Below are 18,332 nucleotides of genomic sequence, written 5' to 3'. Positions count from 1 at the left end.
CTGTCGTGCCCGTCGGCTCGTTCCGAAGCCGAGCCGTGGCGGCGCCCCCGTAAGTGCCCTATTCGATGGGGGCGCTGGGCCTTCCTCGTCGGGCGCCGAGGACCAGCACCGTCAGAGCGATCAGCCCCCAGGCTGCGAAGCCGCCCCAGGCGACGGACTTGTACCCCAGCGCCTCCAGTACTCCGGCGATCGTGAACGGGGCGATGACGTTGGTGAACCGGCCCACCGAGTAGCTGAATCCGCTGCCGCGCGACCGCAGGTGCGGCGGGAACCGCTCGGCGGCGTACGCGTTGAGCAGCGGCGTCCCCGCGCCGATGGTGAAGTGCACGGTCGCGCCGGCGAGGACGATGATCAGATGACTGCCGGAGAGGCCGAAGGTGAGCATGGCGAGGGCGGCGAGACCGGTGAAGAGGATGATGCCGCCGCGACGGGGCAGCCGGTCACCGACGGTGATCGCCACGGCGGAGCCGATGAGCGAACCGACCAAGAGCTGCGAGGTGGTGGAGAGCGCCTCCGCGTCGCTGAAGCCGCGCAGGCTGAGCACCGTCGGCGTCCACGTGTTCATCACCTGCATCGCGAGCGAGTAGCAGATCCACACGACCATCAGCATGATGAGACTTACCAGCATCTTCCCCTGGAAGAGCGAACGAGTGGCGGCGTCCTTCGGGGAGTCCTCCAACCCCGGTGATTTCTCCGGGAGTTGCGGCTCCGGGAGGGGCCCGTGGCGCTCCTCCGCCTCACGCTCGAGCTCCCGCAGCGTCGCGTCGGCCTCCTCGCCGCGCCCTCGCGCGGCCAACCAGCGGGGTGATTCCGGGAGTTTGCTGCACACCGGCACGGCCAACAGGCCCAGCAGTCCGACGAGGAACACGATCCGCCAGCCGTGCTCGCCCCACGGAACCACGACGCGGGCGAGTTGGGTGAGGCCGATGGAGCCCAGCGCGGCGATGCCGATGCCGAGTCCTACGGCGAAGGCGCGGCGCCGGACGGGGAAGACCTCGGAGAGGTAGACCACGATGCTGATGTAGATCAGGCCGAGCCCGATACCCGTCAGGAAGCGCACGAGGACCAGCATCACGATGCCGGTGGACATCGCGCTGACCCCGGAGAAGAGGGACATCGACACCATGCCGGTGATGATCATGAAGCGGCGCCCGAACCGGTCGCCCTGACCGGCGAGTACCGCTCCGACCAGCAGGCCGAGGTACATGGCGGAGACCGCGAAGGCGATGCCCGTCAGGTCGGTGTCGAAACGGTCGCGGATCGCGCTCGCCGTCAGACCAGCGGCGTTCTGGTCCCCGATCTCGAAGATGAACGCCAGGACCGTGCAGATGAGGACACGGCGTTGGAAGCGGCCGTGGGGGAGTCGGTCGATCCTGGCACCGATCATCTCCGGTGAGGTGGAGGAGGGTGGTGTCGGATCGGACCGCGTGGATTCGGGGAGCGACATCATTCTGGTTCCGTTTCTGTGAGTGGGGAGGGCCGTCCTGGGGAGCCGGCGGTCATCGGGGGAAGGGGTGCGGTGCTTTCGCGTGGGACGGCACCGGTCCCGCACATGGGGTGGGACGGATGGCGTCTGCGTCTTCGCGCCGCACCGTCTGCCGTGGCCGCCGGGGCGGCGTTCGGGCCCTCTCGCGCACCGGCGCGCCGGGCGTTGCCCGGAGCGTCGAAGAAAGGGATACATGGAGTTAGATACGTGAAGCGCCAGAAACGTAACCGAGCTCGCGCGGGGAAGACAACCCTCCGTGCTGGGTGAGTGTGAAAAGGCGGGGGAGTCGCCCGTACGGCGAGCTGCGTCCCACAAATGATTGGTTACGCAGGCGAGAAGAGCGAGGGTGGGGGTGCGGGGCTACGCGTCGAGGGTTCGCGCGAGCTGGTGTGAGGTGTCGCGGCGGGCAAGGGTAGGTACTCGACGCACGCGTTAGATTTTATGCGACATGGCGGTTCGTGCGGCCACCGGTCCTGCGGGGGTACGGGAGGGAAGGGGCGCGGCCGTACCCCTCTCCCGGGCCTGCGGAGATCAGGCGTGTTCGCCCCCTGCCCGTGTCCCCGACGCGAACCGTGTGCGCAGCGCGGTCTTGACCACCTTGCCCATCGCGTTCCGCGGAAGTTCCTCGACGAACTCCAACTGCTCAGGGAGTTTCCTCGTGTTGAGGCCACGCTGCGAGAGCTGCCCGCACACTTCCTGCAACGTGGGCCCGCTCCGTCCGTCGGCCACCACCGCCACGGCGCAGACGCGCTCGCCGGTGCGCTCGTCCGGCAGCCCGATCACCGCCACGTCTGCGAGGTCCGGGTGCGTCGCGAGGTGCATCTCCACCTCGCGGGCGGGGATGTTCTCCATGTTCCTGATGATCACGTCCTTGATCCGGCCCGTGATCGTCAGGAACCGCCGCTCATCGAGGACCGCGAGATCCCCCGTCCGGAAGTACCCCCGCTCGTCGAACGCCTCGGCGTCGAGAGCACCGTCCACATAACCGAGCATCAACTGATCTGCTTTCACCCGCAGTTCGCCCGGCTCGCCCGCCGGTTTCTCACGACCGTCCCCGGCGACGATCCGGACGTGCGTGCCAGGCCCCGGACGACCGTCGGCGGTCGCGTGCTCATGGTCGCCGTCGTCGAGCCGCCCCCAGCTGACGAATGGGCACTCGGTCAGCCCGTACCCGGAGACGACACCGACGCCACCGAGCTCGTCCCGCACCTCCCGGTGGAGCGCCTCCGTCCTGGACGCGCCGCCCACCAGCCACGCACGCGCCTCGGGGAAGAGGCGGGTCGGGGCCGCTGCGCGCTGCTCCTGCAGCAACCCCCGGATGAAGGGCACGCCCGAGCCGCCGAGCGTCACCCGCTCCTCGCTGAGCAGTTGCGCGGTCTCGGCCGGCGAGTAGGTCGCGCTGATGACCAGCCGTGCGCCGGTCATCAACGCGGCCACGACGTGGAGTACGCCGCCGACGTGGGCCATCGGGGCGAGCGAGGCGACCACGTCGTCCCCCTCGGGCTCCACCGCCGTGCAGAACGTGCGCGCCGCGGCCAGCAGTCCCGCATCGACGTGGCGTGCGCCTTTGGGGGCTGAGGTGGTCCCCGAGGTGTAGAACAGCCAGCCGACGCCCGGGTGTTCGGCCTCCGGCAACCCGACGGGGTCGGCTTCCGGCAGGCCGCCGTCGGTACGCACGACCCGGAGCCCTTCCTGGCGCAGGGCGAGGGCGTCGGCCATCGCGCCGTGCCCGTACCCGCGGAACTCCTCGGGGACGATGAGGAACCGGCTACCCGCCTGGCGGCAGATGAACTCCACGTCCGGCTCGCGCAACATCATGATCAACGGGTTCTGTACGGCGCCGAGTCGGGAGAGTGCGGCGAGGAGCACCATCGTGTCGATCCGGCTGGGCAGCTGCCAGGAGACCACGTCTCCGGCGCGCACCCCGCGCTCGGCGAGACCCGCCGCGACACGTTCCGCCGCGTCCCGGTACTCGCCGAAGGTCATCCGCCGCCGTGTCTCGTCGACGACCAGCTGGGTGCCGGGGGTCGCTTCGGCCCGCCGGAGGACCAGGTCCCATATCCCGGTGCCGTCCAGATAGGTGCCGTCTCTGAAGGGGGCGAGCCGTGCGTCGTCCGTGGTCGTGGTGGAGCCGGTAGACGTGCGCGGGCGGCCCTCGCCTGACGGAGCGTCGCGGTTGGTCATCACAGGTCGCCTCCCGAGGGGCTGTTGAGGAACGGAGATGGAGGGGCGGGGCGAGGGTCGGGGGCCCCGGTTCGGCGGGACCGCGACGATCACGAAGAGGACGTGGCCGGCGAGTTCGGGGCCGGTCGGGTGCCGGACCCGCTCCCAGGAGCGGACGGTTCCGTAGGGCGCGATCGGGCAGCGGTCGACGACGTGCTCGCGTCCCCACCGCAGCCGCGGCAGCACCGCATGCCTCAACTCCTCCTGGCGGCTGCCCTCCCGGAAGGGCGCGCTCCGGGCCCCGCCCGCGAACCGCGCAGTCCCGGCCGGGACCTTCGCGCCGTCGGTTGCGCGGGCGCCGGCCCTCGCCGGCGGGGCGAGGGCCGATACCGACCCCCACCGGCGGGAGACCCGCACGGAGTTCGGCGCCGGGGGGTTGCCGTACACCCTCCGGGCGTCCCGACGCGGTAAGCGCCGAGTCCACGCCCGCACCGAAGTGCGGCCGTACGCGGGCTGAGCGGCGCGGGCGGGCATAGTACGCGGAGTCCGCGGGCGAGTCGCCCCGCGCCATCGCCGCTCCCGTGCCTCGACGGCGGAGCCCCGGAGGCCGGTGCCGACGAGCGTCGCCGCTGTCTCCGGGCCGATGTACCCGCGACCGACGCCCACCGCACGCCGCTCGTCGTCCAGTCCCGCATGGTGCTCCTTCGCTCGCCACCGGACCGGCCGTACGGGCGGTCCGCCGGCTGGTCGGCTATCCGTCGAGCAGAGCGAGGTACTCCCCGAGGATGCGGTCGGCGTCGGCGGCGCGTGCGGTGGCGCCGACGTAGCGGTCCGGGCGGATGACGTAGAGCTGGTCGTCCGGGTGGGCGAGCAGCAGGTCGCGCAACGTCCCGTCGGTGTCGGTGAGTTCGAGGACCCCGCGGTCGAGCTGGGCCTGGCGCACGGCCACCGACGCCCGCTCGAAGATCCCCGGCGGTGCAGACTGGAACACCACACCGCCCTGTGCACGGATGCCCTCGAGGGTCCGGTCGGTCAGAGCCGCGGTGGCGTCGGGAGCGAGGGCGAGGACGGCGGTGCGGACGCCGAGGACGTCGTCGAGGCGGCGTCGGCCGTCGGCGGTGGAGACCTGCGGCTGAGGGAAGGCGCGCCCGAGCAGCGAGGTCCGTGCCGCGTTCCGCCCGTCCACCACCAAGCCCTCGGTATAGCGGGGGGCCGGCTTGTACTTCATCTGGAGGATGTAGTCGCGGCCTCCGGGGACGCGCTGCAACCCGCGGAAGAGGGCGTTGCGTACGCTCTCGGTGAAGCGGTTGCGCGCCTTGTAGTACCTGCCCATCTGGGTCGCGAAGGCGACCATCGCGTCGGCGGTGGGGCGGCGTTCCCGGTCGTAGGAGTCCAATAGAGCGTCGCCGCCCCGGCCTTCGACGGCGGCGGCCAGCTTCCAGTACAGGTTGGTCACGTCCCGCAGTCCGGAGTTCATGCCCTGGCCGAAGAACGGCGGCTGCAGATGCGCCGCGTCGCCCGCGAGGAAGACGGACCCCGACCTGAAGGCGGAGGCCGTCCGCGAGTGGTGCCAGTAGACCCGACTGCGGACCACCGTGGGCAGCTCGCCCGTGGGGTAGAACCGGCGCAGCATCGCGGCGACGTTCCCCTCGGCTGCGAAGGCCTCCGGGTCCTCGGCCGGTTTGATCCGGAATTCGAACCGCCGCAGCCCGAAGGGGAGCGGAATGGTCATGGCCGGCCGGTCGGCCGAGGTGTAGACGGCGGAGTACGGGGCGTCCCAGCTGTCCTTGGAGACGTCCACGACCAGCCACTTGCTCGGTGCGGTGGTGCCGTGCAGCCGTACGCCGACGGCGTCGCGCACGAAGCTGCGTCCGCCGTCGGCGCCCACCGCGAACCGGGCGCGAAGGGAGCGGCGTTCGCCTACCGTCCTGACCGTCAGGCGCACTCCGTCGGCGTCCTGCTCCAGGCCGACCACCTCGTGTCCGGTGCGCAGGGCCTGCGGGCCCGCGGCGTTCACCAGGGCCTCGCGGAGGCGCTCCTCCAGGAACGGCTGGTGGAAGAGGTTGCGGCGCGGCCAGCCGTAGGGGCGTGCCGTGGGCGCGACGTGGGTGAGGACCCTGCCGCGTGAATCGTGGTAGCGGATGGGCGCGTTCTGTAGGGAGTTGGCGAGCACCGTCTCGGCGAGGCGGAAGGTCTGAAGGGTGCGGATCGCTTCGTCGTCGATGCCGACGGCCCTGGCGTGGTCGATGATGTGCTCGTTGCGTTCCAGCACGATCACCGAGACGCCGGCTTCGGTGAGCAGGTTGGCCAGGGTCAGGCCGGCAGGGCCGGCACCCACCACGAGGACGTCGGCGTCGTCACCGGTCACTGCTGCCACCTCTCGTGCGCTCTCCCGCACCGATCGGGGCGGGCGGGAGAGCGGTCGTCGTGCTGGCTGGTGTGGTACGCGATGTCAGACGAGTGTGGAGTCCGAACCCGCCGCTGTCCAGATTGTTCTGACGAAGTATGCATCAAAAGTCTGCCGCTGGAGCTGCCGCCGTGGGTCACAATTCTTGTGTGGATGCGGACAAAAAGTGACGTTTCCCTGCTGTTTTTGTTTGCGTGCGACGGTTGTCCCGGCGTGGGGCCAGCTCTAATCTGACGGCCCGTCTAGCCAAGGCGGCGAGGGCGCGGCATGGCCGGTACCTGCTGTCGGGAGGACGTCGCCTCCTTCGGATGCATCAGCCCGGCCCCGGCCGGCCGTCTTCGACCACGGGTACCTGCGCCGCCACGGAACCGTCGGCGACCACCGTTGCGCTCTCTCCGCACGCGGCGCCGAGCGTCCAAGCCTCCGGCGGTCGCATTCCACGTGCGCAGCGTGATTGCCGCGGCGTCAACTGAGGTCGCAAGCCGGGGAGTTGAATCAGTGGATAATATAGAATGTGGAAAGCATTGACCAGCTCACAGGGTCGGCCTACCGTCAGCCTCGCCCGGGCAGCATCGGCTCCGACGTCCCGAACCCCCGCTGTTCACCGGCGGTTCGGGCGGATCGAGGAGGATCTGTGAGAGTGCATCTTGACGACGTCCAGACGACCGCAGATCCGAGTTCCGGCCCAACGGCGAAGATCTCCGCGCGGGGCATAGGGCGCTCCTTCGGCACGGGGCCGGGCGCCGTCCACGCGCTCGGCCCGCTCGATCTCGACATCGGCGAGGGGGAGTTCGTCTCCCTGGTGGGGCCCTCCGGCTGCGGGAAGTCCACCTTCGTACGCCTCGTCGCCGGGCTGCTTCCACCGACCTTTGGCGAGATGACGGTGCGCATCGAGGGCGATCCGCCCGCGCCGATCGCCACCGTGTTCCAGGGGTTCGGCATCTTCCCCTGGAAGACCGTGCTCGGGAACGTGAAGTTCGCCCTCGCCGCGGCGGGGGTCGAGCGGCGGGATGCCAACGAGCGCGCGATGCGGTGGCTCGCCCGGCTCGGCCTCGCCGACTTCGCCGACGCCTACCCAGAGACCCTCTCCGGCGGTATGCGGCAGCGAGTCGCCATCGCCCGCGCCCTCGCCACCGAGCCCCAGATTCTGCTCATGGACGAGCCGTTCGCCGCCATCGACGCACAGATGCGGGAGATGCTCCAGGAGGAGCTGCTCACCATCTCGCAGACCGAGCGGCGCACCGTCGTCTTCGTCACCCACAGTCTGGAAGAGGCACTGGTCCTCGCCGACCGCGTCGTGGTGATGACGGCCCGTCCCGGAACCCTGCTCAGCGAGACCCGAGTGCCGTTCGGCCGCCCCCGCGACACCCGCGTGCGGGAGGGGCCCGAGTTCGGCCGGCTGCGGGTCGACCTGTGGACTCACCTCAGGGACGAGGTGCAGGCCCAGATGGCCGGACAGCGTGGCGGCACCGCGCAGGCGACACTGTGAAGGGCCCGACTGCGACGGACGGACGCGGAACCCCGCGGCAGGACGCGGTCTTCGTCCGCAGACCACTGCGCACCCTCGACCGGGCCGCGGCCTTCCAACGCCGCCGCCGCTTCCTCGAAGGGGGCCTCGCGGTCCTCATCCCTCTGGCGCTCTTCGCGCTGTGGGAGCTGGGTGCGCGCCTCGGCTGGATCGACGCGCGGATGTTCCCCGCTCCGACCACGATCCTGCGCACCGGCGCCTCGCTGCTCGCCGAGGGGTACTTCTGGAGCGACATCCTGCTGACCTTGCGCAGGGTCCTGATAGGCGCCGGGATCGGAATCGTCGCCGGGTTCACCGCGGGTGCCCTCATGGGCCTCAACCGCACTGCGCGCGCCGCGCTCGAACCGATGCTCAGCGCCGTCTACGTGGTGCCCAAACTCGCGCTGCTCCCCGTCTTCATCACGATCTTCGGCCTCGGCGAGGTGCCGCTCCTCGTCATCATCTCCGTCACGGTCTTCTTTTACATCTGGATCTACACGATGGAGGCGTTCGCCTCCATCCCCGAGGGGTACCACGAGGCGGCGAGGTCGCTCGACCTCGGCCCGGTCCGCATGTTCACCCAGGTCCTCGTCCCCGCGGCGCTCCCCTCGGTCTTCGTCGCGCTGAGGGTCGCCATCAGCGTCTCCATCATCGTGATCGTCGCCTCGGAGTTCCTCGTCGGCACGACGGGCGTCGGCTACGTCATCTTCGACTCGCGCCGTCTCTTCATGAACGACCAGATGTACGTTGGGATCGTCACGGTCTCCCTGATGGGCGTCGTCCTGAGCATGATCGTCCAACGCATCGGCCGGCTCGTCACCCCCTGGGTGAAGCACTCCAGGCGCATCGACTGATGGCCGCCCCACGTCTCTGGAGGAGCCGGCCGAGCGCCGCGGACCCCTCGCGGGATCGAGGTCCGGAATGACGAAGAAGCTCCTGCCGGCGCTCGCCGCGGGGATGTTGGTGCTGGCCGGGTGCGGGGCCCAGGCCGGGTCGAAGGACGAGCGCCCGCCCCGGTTCGCCGCCGCCCCATCCCCCCTGCAACCGGTCGCCGGCTGCGGCGAGCGCGCCGACTTCGCGCTGGTCGACGACCCGAAGAGGGGGCCGACCCGCTGCGAGGCAGGCAGTCCCGCCCCCGTACGCCTGGAGAAGCGGCGGACGATCACGCTCGCGATGTCCTCGAAGTCGGCCGAGTTCGTCGCGCCCTTGGTGATGGCGGAGTCGCTGGGGGAGTTCGAGCGGGAGAACCTCGATGTAGAGATCTCGATTCTGCCGCCGGCCGACTCCATCCAACTCCTCGCCGACGGACGGGTCGACGCGGTCGCCGCCTCCTCCAGCGCGGCCTTCTACAATGCCCTGAGCCAGGGCTTCGACATCCGGCTGGCGCTCGGACAGGGCTGGAGCAGCCGGGAGTCGGGCGCCGGTATCTGGGCAGCCGGCGACGGAGTGAAGGTCGAGGACCTCAAGGGCAAGCGGATCGGCAGCGCCGTGGGGGTCGGCTCGGCGGCGAACCTGGCCTTCGCGGACAAGCTGCACGCCGCCGGACTCAGCGTCAACGACGTCTCCTTCGAGTCGATCGACGTCGCCGACGCGGCGACTGCGCTCTCCAACGGCTCGATCGACGCGGCGATGATGCTCGACCCGTTCTGGGTGCCGATGAAGGGCAGCGACGACTACACCTTCCTCGCCAGCGACACCGAGCCCGGCGGCTCCAACGGTGGGGTCTACTTCGGCCCCTCGCTCTCCGAGGACCGGCCAGCCGCCCTCGCCCTCACCCGCGCCTACGTCCGGACGATCAACACCCACCTCGCCGGCGACTACAAGGCCGACCCCGACGCGCTGAAAGCGGAGGCGAAGGCCATGGGCGTCACCGTCGACCAACTCCGCGACACGCCCTCATACCACTTCAACTGGGACTTCCCGCCCGGTGTCACCCGACGGCACCAGGCGATGTACGAGGAGGCACACGTGCTGCAATACACGGAGCCGATACCGGAGCGCCGCATCGTGGACCGCTCCTTCGTCGCCGAGGCCGTGGGCCTCCCGCGTCCGTGAACGACACACCGTACGCGCTGCAAGGCCCCGGCCTCCGCCGGGCGTTGGCCGAGGCCGAGCTGCCCGCGCTGCTGCCCGCGCTCGCGCACCTCACCGGCGACCTCACGCTGCTGGAGGCGCGGCTGCGTCCGGCGCGCCTCTCGCAGGTGCTCGGGCAGGCCCCGCAGGGCGGGCTCGACGAGGCGGCACAGGCGAGGGCCCGTCAGCTCGCCGAGGCGGCCGTCGAGCGCTGGGTCGAACGCGGGCGGCCGGCCCCGAGACGTCCGCGCCCGGAAGAGCTCCTGGAAATCATGCGGTTCCTCGCCGGTCCGGTGGACCGGGAGCAACTCCCACTGCTCTACCATCAGTTGGGAATCGAGCCGGAGGGGCTCCAGCGCACCGCCGCAGCAGGCCCCGCCGAGGTACCGGAGGGCTACCTCGTGGCCGTCATCGGCGCGGGGATGTCCGGCATCGCGGCTGCCCACCATCTGCGGCAAGCCGGCATCCCCTTTGTGGTCTTCGAACGCCACGAAGATGTCGGAGGCGTCTGGCGGGAGAACAACTACCCGGGCGTTCGGCTGGACACCAGCAACTTCTGCTACAGCTACTCCTTCGCACAGCGAGAGGGTTGGGAGGACCACTACTCGCCAGGCCCGACCGTCCTCGACTACCTGCACAGCGCCTCGCACGACCTCGGCATCCGCGACGCCATCCGTTTCGGCACACAGGTGCGCTCGGCCGTCTGGGACGAGACGGAGCATCGCTGGACGCTGGAGGTCGAAGACCGGCGGGGCCGCCGCGAGAGCGTCCGCGCCGACGCCGTCGTCAGCGCGGTCGGCCAGCTGAACAATCCCCGCTACCCCGACCTGCCGGGCCGCGAGCGCTTCGCCGGCCCCTCCTGGCACACGGCACGCTGGAAGCACGACGTTCCGCTGGCGGGCAAGCGGGTGGCTGTGGTCGGAACCGGCGCCAGTGCCTTCCAGGTCATCTCCCGGATCGCCCGCGAAGTGGGGAAGCTGACCGTCTTCCAGCGGACACCGCCCTGGGTGGTGCCCACCCCAGTCTACACCCGGAAGCTGCGCCCCGGCCTGCGCTGGCTCTTCGCCGAGATACCGCTGTATCGCCAGTGGTACCGCTTCCAGCAGTTCTGGACCAACGTCGAGGGCCGGCGCAGGTTCGCGCTCGTCGACCCGGAGTGGGACGTGCCCGGCTCCGTCTCGCAGGCCAACGAGGAGCTGCGCGCCGCCCTCATTGGCCACCTTGAGCAGGTCTACGCGGACCGGCCCGACCTGCTGGCGAAGATGACGCCCGACTATCCGCCCTATGCCAAACGCATGCTGCGCGACGACGGCGCGTGGGCCGCCGCGCTCAAGCGCGACAACGTCGCCGTGGTCACCGAGCCGATCACCGAGGTTGCCGAGGGCGGCCTGTGTACCGCGGACGGTGTCGAGCACCCGGCGGACGTGCTCGTCTACGGCACGGGCTTCACCGCCTCCGATTTCCTCAGCACGCTGCAAGTGCGTGGTCGAGGTGGTGTGGACCTCCACGAGCAGTGGGCCGACGACGCACGGGCCTACGCCGGGGTCACCGTCCCCAACTTCCCCAACCTCTTCCTGTTGTACGGGCCCAACACCAACCTGGTGGTCAACGGCAGCATCGTCTTCTCCTCCGAGGCCGAGGCCGAGTACGTCGTCGCCTGCCTCGCCCACCTGATGGAGCACGGGCACGCCGCGATGGAACCGACGTGGCAGGCGCTGCACGCGTACTACACCCGCCTCGACGCGGCGAGCGCACGGATGGCCTTCGGCGTGGAGGGCGTCACCAACTGGTACAAGTCCGCCTCCGGACGCGTGACCCAGAACTGGCCGTTGACCACCCTTGAGTTCTGGCGCATGACACGGGGCCCGCAGCTGGAGCACTACCGGACGTGGGGCGCCCGATGAGCGCACGAGGTCCGGTACACCCGCTCCCGGCGATGGCACGGGTACGCACGTGCGGCCCCTGGGCGGCGCCGAATTGGCCGACAGGCTCTTCACCGCGGCAGGGGGCAGCGCCCGGAGTGCCTCCGAACTTCCAGTCGCCGTCGACTACTCCGGAGCGGTGGCCCGGCGGTCGTCGGAGCAGGCGGACCAGCCGCGACACCGGGCACGGGACACCGGCGCGACAGGTCCTGCCGCCCCGGCGGTACACCTGGCCGGGCGGGCCGGACACCGCCGACGAGGCGAAGTCGGCCCCCGCCAAGGGCGGTTGGGAGATGGTCGCCGACTGTCCCTCGTGGCGTGGGAGTGGCAGGGCGACGCGTCCCGACGACGTAGTGCAGATAATATTCTGCCGACACGAGAGCGGGTCCGGTGTCGCTGCTCTCCACGGCGACGCCCTCGCGCACGAGGCAGGGGGGATGGGGATGGGTGCCTTTCCGGCGCGGCGCGCGAGGCCGCAGCTGAGCGAGGAGGCCGCCTCCTACCTGCGCGACCTCATCACTTCGGGAACTCTCGCGCCGGGCACGCGTGTTCGGGCCGAGGTCGTCTCCGCCGAGATGGGTATCTCCTCCACGCCGGCCAGAGAGGCGTTGCAGGCGCTGCGTGCCGAGGGTTTCCTCAGTCTGGAGCCGCGCCGGGGGTTCACCGTCGCCAGCATGACCGGCGACGACATCCGCGACATATTCCTCGCCCAGTCCTTCGTCGCCGGCGAGCTCGCGGCGCGCGCGGCCGAGCGGGTGGACCCGGAGCAGGTGAGCCGACTCCAGGAGATCCACGAGGCGTTGATCGCCGCTGCCGCGGAGGGGGAGAGCGCGGCGCAGGAGGAGTGGAACCACAAGTTCCACCGCGAGCTCAACCTGATCGCCGACGCGCCACGCCTCGCCTGGGTCGTCGGCCTTCTCTCCCGGTACGTGCCCCGCCGCTTCTACGCGAGCATCGAGGGGTGGTCGCGCACCACCGTGGAGGACCACGCGGGTCTGCTGACCGCCGTCCTGGAGGGTGACTCGAAGGCCGCACGCATCCGGATGGTCGAGCACATCCACAGGGCGGGCGAGCAGTTGGCACAGCACATCGACGAGCGGCTCGCGGCTGGCGAGGTGGGGACTGACCAGGCCACGGGGTGACCGCCGAGCCGAGGGTGGCGCGCACCGCTTCAACTACCGCCTGCGATAAGGGGGTTGACGCCCCGTGAACGCGTCCTGGCAGGGCAGAAGGCGCATGCACCGATCGCGGTCCGCTCTGCGGCGCCGGGCGCCGAGCGTGCTCCGACGGGTGGGGGAATGACGTGAACAGAGACGGCAGCAACCCCGGACACGGCACCCAGCACCGCGCGCCGGACGCGCAGGGAGCTCGGCCCGGCGCCCCACCTCCTCGCGGCGCCCTGCGGTTGGTCTTCGACCGCGACTTCGGCACCTTCTTCTGGGGCAAGCTCCTCACCTCGACCGGCGTCTGGGCGCACAGCATGGTCGCGGCGATCGTCGCCTTCCAGGCGTCCGGCTCCGCGCTCGCCGTCGGCGCGGTGAGCGCCGGTCAGTTCGCGCCGCAGCTCCTCCTCACCCCGCTGAGCGGGAAGCTGACCGATCGCGGCCACGCCATGGGCCAACTCGTCGCCGGACGTGCCCTGAGCGGCCTGGGCTCAGGCGGTCTCGCGCTGTGGATCCTCGCCTTCGGGGTGGGGGACGGCGTCGTCGGTGTCCTGCCGATCCTCGCCAGTTCGCTGATCGTCGGCTGCGGCTTCGCCGTCGGGGGCCCGGCGATGCAGTCCGCGATCCCCTGGATCATCCGTCCTGGCGAACTCGCCAGGGCGATGGCGCTCAACACCGCCCCGATGACTCTCTCCCGCGCCGTCGGCCCGGCGTTGGGGGCACTCCTGGTGGCGCACGTCAGCCCAGTCGCCGCGTTCGGCGCCGCCGCCTGTGCCCATCTTCTCTTCGCCCTGGGCCTGTTGGCGGTACGCCTACCGAGCCGCACGATGGACGGGGACGGTGCCGATACGTCGCTCCGTGCCGCTTTCCGTCACCTGCGCGCCGACCGGCCGCTCGCGCTACTGCTCCTCGGCATCGTCGCCGTGGGGGTCGGCTCGGAACCCGCCACCACTCTTGTCCCCTCAATGGCCGAGGAGTTCGGCGGCAGCGCCGCCCTTGCCGGCTGGCTCGCGTCCGCGTTCGGGATCGGTGCCGCGCTTGGCCTGCCGCTGCTCGCTGTGGTGCGCCGCGTGCTGCCCGTCCTACGGCTGGGCTCCGCCGGGCTGGTCCTGCTCGCCGTGGGGCTCGCCGGCAGCGCCGTCGGCCACTCGGGGCCCATGACGCTGGCGGCTCTGGGCGTCGCAGGTGTGGGCCTCGCCTTCGCCACGACCGGGCTGAGCACCCTCGTCCAGGAGCGCGCCCCCGACCAGCTGCGGGGACGGATCATGGCACTGTGGCTCACCGGTTTCGTCGGTTCCCGGCCGCTCGCTGCCGGGCTCGACGGGCTTCTCGCCGATGCCGCCTCGCCCGCAGCCGCCTTCGCGGCCTCGGCGGTGCTGGTCCTGGCCGTGGCCTGGATGGTGCGTCCGGCCTCGGTGGACCGTCCGATCCCCGGCCGGTGCTCCGACGGGTGAGGTGCACCCATCGCCTCGCGCCACCGCGTTGTCGACGTCCCGAGCAGCCGTGTTGCGCGCCGGCGGGCGCGTATGACCTCAGCGGTGAGCCGCCAGGCCGCCCAGGAGCAAGCCGACGAGGTCCTCTCGCACCGCCCTGACATCCTCCATCGACCGGGCCGTTCCGGTGCCGAATCCGACGATCGTGTTGACGAACGACTCGGCGACGAGCGCCGTGTTGACCCCCTCGCGCAGTTCGCCCCGCTCATGCGCCTCCTCCAGGCAGCTGACGACGGCCTTCAGGCTGCGCTCGACCGTTGCTTCGCGGACCTGACGGTGGAGTGCGGGTCGGCCGCGTAGCTCGACCGCACACCGCATCAGCACCGACCAACGCGGTTCCTCCAGCAACGCGACGGCCTGGTTGAAGAGTTGCCGGAGGTCTTCGGCCAACTCCCCGGTGTCGGGCGGCTGCAGGGTGATGGCGAGTTCGGCGAGGCCGGCAGAGATCAGCTCGTCGCGTCCGGGCCATCTGGCGTAGATGCTGCGCTTGGCGGTCCCGGCCCTGGCGGCGACCGAGTTGAGGCTGAACCCGCCGACGCCGACCTCGGCGAGCTCCTGCACTGCCGCCTCGACCACCCGCCGATCGACCCCGGCATCCCGCGGGCGCCCTCTGGGTCGGTGCTCTCGGCGAGCGGAGGGCGAACTGTCCGTCTCGTGTCCCTGCGGTCCTGTCATCTGCGGCAGAATATAGGTCACCAGAGTGGTTGCATAAGTAGTCGGGCAGCGCTAGCGTCAGTTTTTGATCAGACTTTTCGTTTATGTGTGCCCTCGCCCGCCTCCTGCTGATCGCCCTGCGGGCAGGCGCAAGAGAGGTAGGGCAGCAATGAGGCTCGCCGACAAGAGCGCCGTGGTCACTGGGGCCGGTTCCGGCATCGGCAGGACTGCCGCCCAGCGCCTGGCCGCCGAGGGTGCGGCCGTCGTCGTCTCCGACATCGCGGAGGAGGACGGCCTTCGGACCGTCGAGGCGATCCGTGCCATCGGCGGCACCGCGGAGTTCCTCGCCTGCGACGTCTCGGACGAGCAGAGCGTCACCCGGCTGTTCGACGACGCCCGCCGGATTCTCGGCGGCCTCGACCTCGCGGTGAACAACGCGGGGATCGGCCACACCCCGGCGCGGCTTCACGAGATGCCCGTGGAGACCTGGGACCAGGTCCTCTCCGTCGACCTGCGCGGTACGTTCCTCTGCCTACGCGCCGAACTGAAGATCATGACCGAGATCGGCCACGGCAGCATTGTCAACATGGCCTCCAACGCCGGAGTCAAGAACGCCCCGCAGATGGCCGCCTACACCGCCGCCAAGCACGGCGTCGTGGGGCTCACGAAGAACGCGGCCCTCCAGTACGCGCGGGACGACATCCGCGTCAATTCCGTATGCCCCGGCACTGTCGCCACTCCCGGGATCGCCGGATTCCCCGACGACATCCGACAGACATGGGCCGACCTCATCCCGATGGGACGGCTCGGCACGCCCGAGGAGATCGCCGCGTCCATCGCCTTCCTCCTGTCGGACGACGCGGGCTTCATCACCGGCACCAACCTTCTCGTCGACGGCGGCCTGATGTACGACTGACGGTGAGGATAAGCGCGAGGCCGGACGAGGCTTCGGTGCGCATGGTCACCGGCCTCCCGGGAAGGGGACGTTGGGCCCTGGGGCGTATCACCCGGTCGCGGTACACGTGTGGATCGACAGCACGAGAACCCGGTACGCCGTGACCTTCCCTTCCGCCTCATGGGTGCGAGGGGGTAGGAGCGAGGAGGCCGCGGCTGAGGACTCGAGGCCGCCATCGCCTGCGCATGCCCTCCAGGTCAATACGCCTAGCGGCTTCCGTGCCGCCTTGGGTGGCAGCAGGGCGCTGGACCCGGCCTGAGTGCCTGGCACGTCTGCTTGAAGGCCAGGGATTTTTCAGGGGCTTTCAGCCCTGTCTCGGGGACTTCCGAGGGACTTTGAGCCCCGTAAGACAGCAAGCGCCTGAAAGAGGGGGAAGGGCCTCCGACGCAGGACGGAGACCCTTCCCCGGGAGAAAGCTCAGGTGAAGGCGGACGAGTCGGCCTCTACGCCGGGTTCTGTCTCCCATGGGAACGATGCAGTGGGTCTGTCATGTGGCCATGAACAGCAGCCCGGCAACTCGTTCTTCGTCGCATCGGAGTCATGTGCCCCAACTCCCATAACATCTATCGATGGTTTCGCCAAGCTCCTGAACTCCGCTTTCATCGGTTAGGTGCCTCGTACCTAGGGAGTGGTGATGACCAGTCAGTTCATGGACGTCAAGCAGACCGCTGAGTACCTCAATGTCTCGGTGCAGTGGCTGTACCGAGAAGCATCCACAGTGGGACTTCGGAAGTATCGGTTCGGTACCGGTAGGAATGCGAAGATTCAGTTTGATGTGGATGAGGTTCGTCGGTGGGTGAAGCATCGAACTGTATGAGGTGATTTCCGCTACGAAGTTTAGCTCGCCAGAGCAAGGTTTAGGGTCTCAGCGGCTCGGCCGATGGAGCCTGGGAGCAGGTGGCGGTAGATCCTGAAGGTGATATCGACGCTTCGGTGGCCCATCCATTCCGCGACATCGGTGATGGGTATTCCGTGGGTCAGGCAGTTCGAGGCGAAGAAGTGGCGTAGCCCGTAGAGGACCATTCCGTTTGGGATGCCGATCCGGGCGCGCTGGCGGATGACTCGGCGCCACAGGTTGTCGAGCGAGTGGTTGGGGAGTGGCCTGGCGGCGTCCTTGGGGTTCCTGAGCAGGTAGCCGTCGATGTCGCCGTGCTTCTCGGCGTACCGCTCGATGGTTTCGCGCACGCTGGCCGGCAGGGGGACGTCCCGGTAGTCGCCTCGTTTGCGGTGCTTGAGTGGGGCGTAGGTCTGGGTGGTCTGGTTGACCTGTTCGCAGACGCGGTAGACATCGTTGGCCACGAGATTGTTGAGGTTGACGGCGAGGGCTTCTCCGTTGCGGAGGCCGCAGCCGCTCATGAGGTCGGTGACGAGGCGGAACGTGTCGTTGCTCGCGTCCCGGATCAACCGGAGCTGGCTGGGGGAGGGGATGACAGCGCGGTCTGGTGCGTACTGAGGTGGCTTGACGCCTTCCAATGGGTCTTCGTCGTAGAGGCCGAGCTTATGGGCGTCGAGAAGTATCGCCTTGAGCTTTTCGAAAGCGTTCAACTGGGCGGCTTGGCCGATTTCTTGGGCTTCCATGCCTTGCACGAACCTGTCGATGACCTTGTGGTCGAAAGAGTCCATGCGGCGGCTGGCGAAGGCAGGGAGAAGATGGTGCGCGAGCAGCGAGTCGAGATGCCGTAGGGACGCCGGCCCCAAGTCCCTTTGGCCGGCGCGCCATTCGCGTGCGTAGTCCTCGAACCGCATGGGACCGTAGGTGCGCACGCGTTCGATCTTGCTGAGACTGCGGGGTGCGGTCTTCTTCAGGTTGTAGAGCTCCGTCAAACGGGAGACCGCCCGCTCCTGGGTCGTGTAGCCGGCCTCCTCCTTCTGCCTACCGGCGACGTCCCGGTAGCGGATCTTGTAGGTGTGCGGGCACTTGGACCATCGCGAGCGGGGATGCTCGCAGTCCTTGAAGAACGTCCCCATCCCGTGAGCGAGTGCCTGGCTTGCCATGCGTGCTGCCTCCTCGGGCGGCCGATGCTGACCTTTTGCTGACCGTCGAGAGTTCCTCCAGCCACTGACCTGGGGCGAACCGGGAAACACGTGGTATGTGGTGGAACTTCGTCGGGCGGTCGGGCGAGGAGATCGTGGCGGCCCGTCAGGACTGGATGTCCGGCAACCGCTTCGGCAATGTGCACGGGTACGACGGGGACCGGCTGGAGGCTCCGGAGCTGCCGGCTACGCCGTTGAAGGCGCGGGGGAGAACCCGGTGACCTGATGCTTTGCGCTGGGCGACCCGGGGCCGTCGCTCGGCTGCTGCCTCTGCTCGCTCGTCACGCATGGCCACCAGAGCCCCGACCGAGCAGGAGCAGGGCAAGCAGAGTGTGAGGCGGCTGTGTCGTTCGTCGACGATGCGTTCTTCCGGAAGGGGCGTCGTCGGGGATGCCGGCCGGACATGCGCCCCGGACTCGACGGACGCACCAACCGCCCCGGTCACTCGGCACGTGCACCCAACACCCCGGCCCCC

At 69.7% G+C, this 18,332-nt stretch carries 13 protein-coding genes and 1 pseudogene; 9 read left to right on the top strand and 5 right to left on the bottom strand.

Annotation, left to right across the window (positions count from 1 at the left end):
* Positions 1-58: 58 nt before the first annotated feature.
* The 3 genes from F603_RS0113670 to F603_RS0113660 form a co-directional block, all read right to left on the bottom strand.
* Positions 59-1,450, bottom strand: coding sequence for an MFS transporter (locus F603_RS0113670; RefSeq protein WP_019546569.1), 1,392 nt, complete (start codon positions 1,448-1,450; stop codon positions 59-61).
* 567 nt (positions 1,451-2,017) lie between these two features.
* Positions 2,018-3,907, bottom strand: coding sequence for a class I adenylate-forming enzyme family protein (locus F603_RS32100; RefSeq protein WP_211231076.1), 1,890 nt, complete (start codon positions 3,905-3,907; stop codon positions 2,018-2,020).
* 493 nt (positions 3,908-4,400) lie between these two features.
* Entirely contained in the window at positions 4,401-6,017 is a 1,617-nt protein-coding gene (locus F603_RS0113660) for a bifunctional 3-(3-hydroxy-phenyl)propionate/3-hydroxycinnamic acid hydroxylase (RefSeq protein ID WP_019546567.1), read from the bottom strand.
* Between the two features lie 679 nt (positions 6,018-6,696).
* Here F603_RS0113660 and F603_RS0113655 point away from each other — a divergent pair.
* From F603_RS0113655 to F603_RS32085, 6 genes are all read left to right on the top strand, one after another.
* Positions 6,697-7,545, top strand: a complete 849-nt coding sequence (locus tag F603_RS0113655; RefSeq protein ID WP_019546566.1) for an ABC transporter ATP-binding protein — start codon at positions 6,697-6,699, stop codon at positions 7,543-7,545.
* The gene (locus tag F603_RS0113650; RefSeq protein WP_019546565.1) at positions 7,542-8,417 is read left to right on the top strand and encodes an ABC transporter permease; all 876 of its coding nucleotides are present in this window, start codon (positions 7,542-7,544) and stop codon (positions 8,415-8,417) included. The genes F603_RS0113655 and F603_RS0113650 overlap by 4 nt, the downstream gene beginning before the upstream one ends.
* 67 nt (positions 8,418-8,484) lie before the next feature.
* Positions 8,485-9,618: an ABC transporter substrate-binding protein gene (locus F603_RS33485; RefSeq protein WP_019546564.1), complete on the top strand. Its 1,134-nt coding sequence runs from the start codon at positions 8,485-8,487 to the stop codon at positions 9,616-9,618.
* On the top strand, positions 9,615-11,540 hold the full coding sequence (locus F603_RS32090; RefSeq protein ID WP_019546563.1) for a flavin-containing monooxygenase: 1,926 nt from the start codon (positions 9,615-9,617) through the stop codon (positions 11,538-11,540). Before F603_RS33485 ends, F603_RS32090 begins: the two co-directional genes overlap by 4 nt.
* A 461-nt stretch (positions 11,541-12,001) precedes the next feature.
* A complete protein-coding gene (locus F603_RS0113635) occupies positions 12,002-12,700 on the top strand; it encodes a GntR family transcriptional regulator (RefSeq protein WP_037956021.1) in 699 nt (232 codons plus the stop codon).
* 161 nt (positions 12,701-12,861) lie between these two features.
* Positions 12,862-14,175: an MFS transporter gene (locus F603_RS32085; protein WP_019546561.1), complete on the top strand. Its 1,314-nt coding sequence runs from the start codon at positions 12,862-12,864 to the stop codon at positions 14,173-14,175.
* Positions 14,176-14,253: 78 nt separating this feature from the next.
* Here the strand turns inward: F603_RS32085 and F603_RS32080 are convergent, their stop codons facing one another.
* Positions 14,254-14,790 (bottom strand): TetR/AcrR family transcriptional regulator, encoded by a 537-nt coding sequence (locus tag F603_RS32080; RefSeq protein WP_019546560.1) that lies wholly within the window; start codon positions 14,788-14,790, stop codon positions 14,254-14,256.
* 247 nt (positions 14,791-15,037) lie between these two features.
* On the opposite strand from F603_RS32080, the gene F603_RS0113620 reads away from it, so the two are divergent.
* Both F603_RS0113620 and F603_RS36530 read left to right on the top strand, forming a co-directional pair.
* Positions 15,038-15,784, top strand: coding sequence for an SDR family NAD(P)-dependent oxidoreductase (locus tag F603_RS0113620; protein WP_019546559.1), 747 nt, complete (start codon positions 15,038-15,040; stop codon positions 15,782-15,784).
* Positions 15,785-16,457: 673 nt separating this feature from the next.
* Positions 16,458-16,640, top strand: a complete 183-nt coding sequence (locus F603_RS36530) for a helix-turn-helix domain-containing protein (RefSeq protein WP_019546558.1) — start codon at positions 16,458-16,460, stop codon at positions 16,638-16,640.
* Between the two features lie 20 nt (positions 16,641-16,660).
* Here the strand turns inward: F603_RS36530 and F603_RS0113615 are convergent, their stop codons facing one another.
* Positions 16,661-17,818, bottom strand: coding sequence for a tyrosine-type recombinase/integrase (locus tag F603_RS0113615; protein ID WP_019546557.1), 1,158 nt, complete (start codon positions 17,816-17,818; stop codon positions 16,661-16,663).
* A 95-nt stretch (positions 17,819-17,913) separates the two neighbouring features.
* Between F603_RS0113615 and F603_RS34055 the strand changes: the two are divergent.
* Positions 17,914-18,078: pseudogene (locus F603_RS34055) on the top strand (pirin family protein); the annotation flags it as partial.
* Positions 18,079-18,332: the final 254 nt, after the last annotated feature.

Source organism: Streptomyces sulphureus DSM 40104 (assembly GCF_000381025.1).
In the GTDB taxonomy this organism is placed as follows: domain Bacteria; phylum Actinomycetota; class Actinomycetes; order Streptomycetales; family Streptomycetaceae; genus Streptomyces; species Streptomyces sulphureus.
The sequence above is the reverse complement of the archived record's forward strand: the minus strand, read 5'-3'. Positions and strand labels throughout refer to the sequence as shown.

Bases quoted from the DNA above. Each gene is read 5' to 3' on its own strand.
- F603_RS0113615 (WP_019546557.1), bottom strand. From the start codon at position 17,818: ATGGCAAGCCAGGCACTCGCTCACGGGATGGGGACGTTCTTCAAGGAC.
- F603_RS0113620 (WP_019546559.1), top strand. From the start codon at position 15,038: ATGAGGCTCGCCGACAAGAGCGCCGTGGTCACTGGGGCCGGTTCCGGC.
- F603_RS36530 (WP_019546558.1), top strand. From the start codon at position 16,458: ATGACCAGTCAGTTCATGGACGTCAAGCAGACCGCTGAGTACCTCAAT.
- F603_RS0113635 (WP_037956021.1), top strand. From the start codon at position 12,002: ATGGGTGCCTTTCCGGCGCGGCGCGCGAGGCCGCAGCTGAGCGAGGAG.
- F603_RS0113670 (WP_019546569.1), bottom strand. From the start codon at position 1,450: ATGATGTCGCTCCCCGAATCCACGCGGTCCGATCCGACACCACCCTCC.
- F603_RS33485 (WP_019546564.1), top strand. From the start codon at position 8,485: ATGACGAAGAAGCTCCTGCCGGCGCTCGCCGCGGGGATGTTGGTGCTG.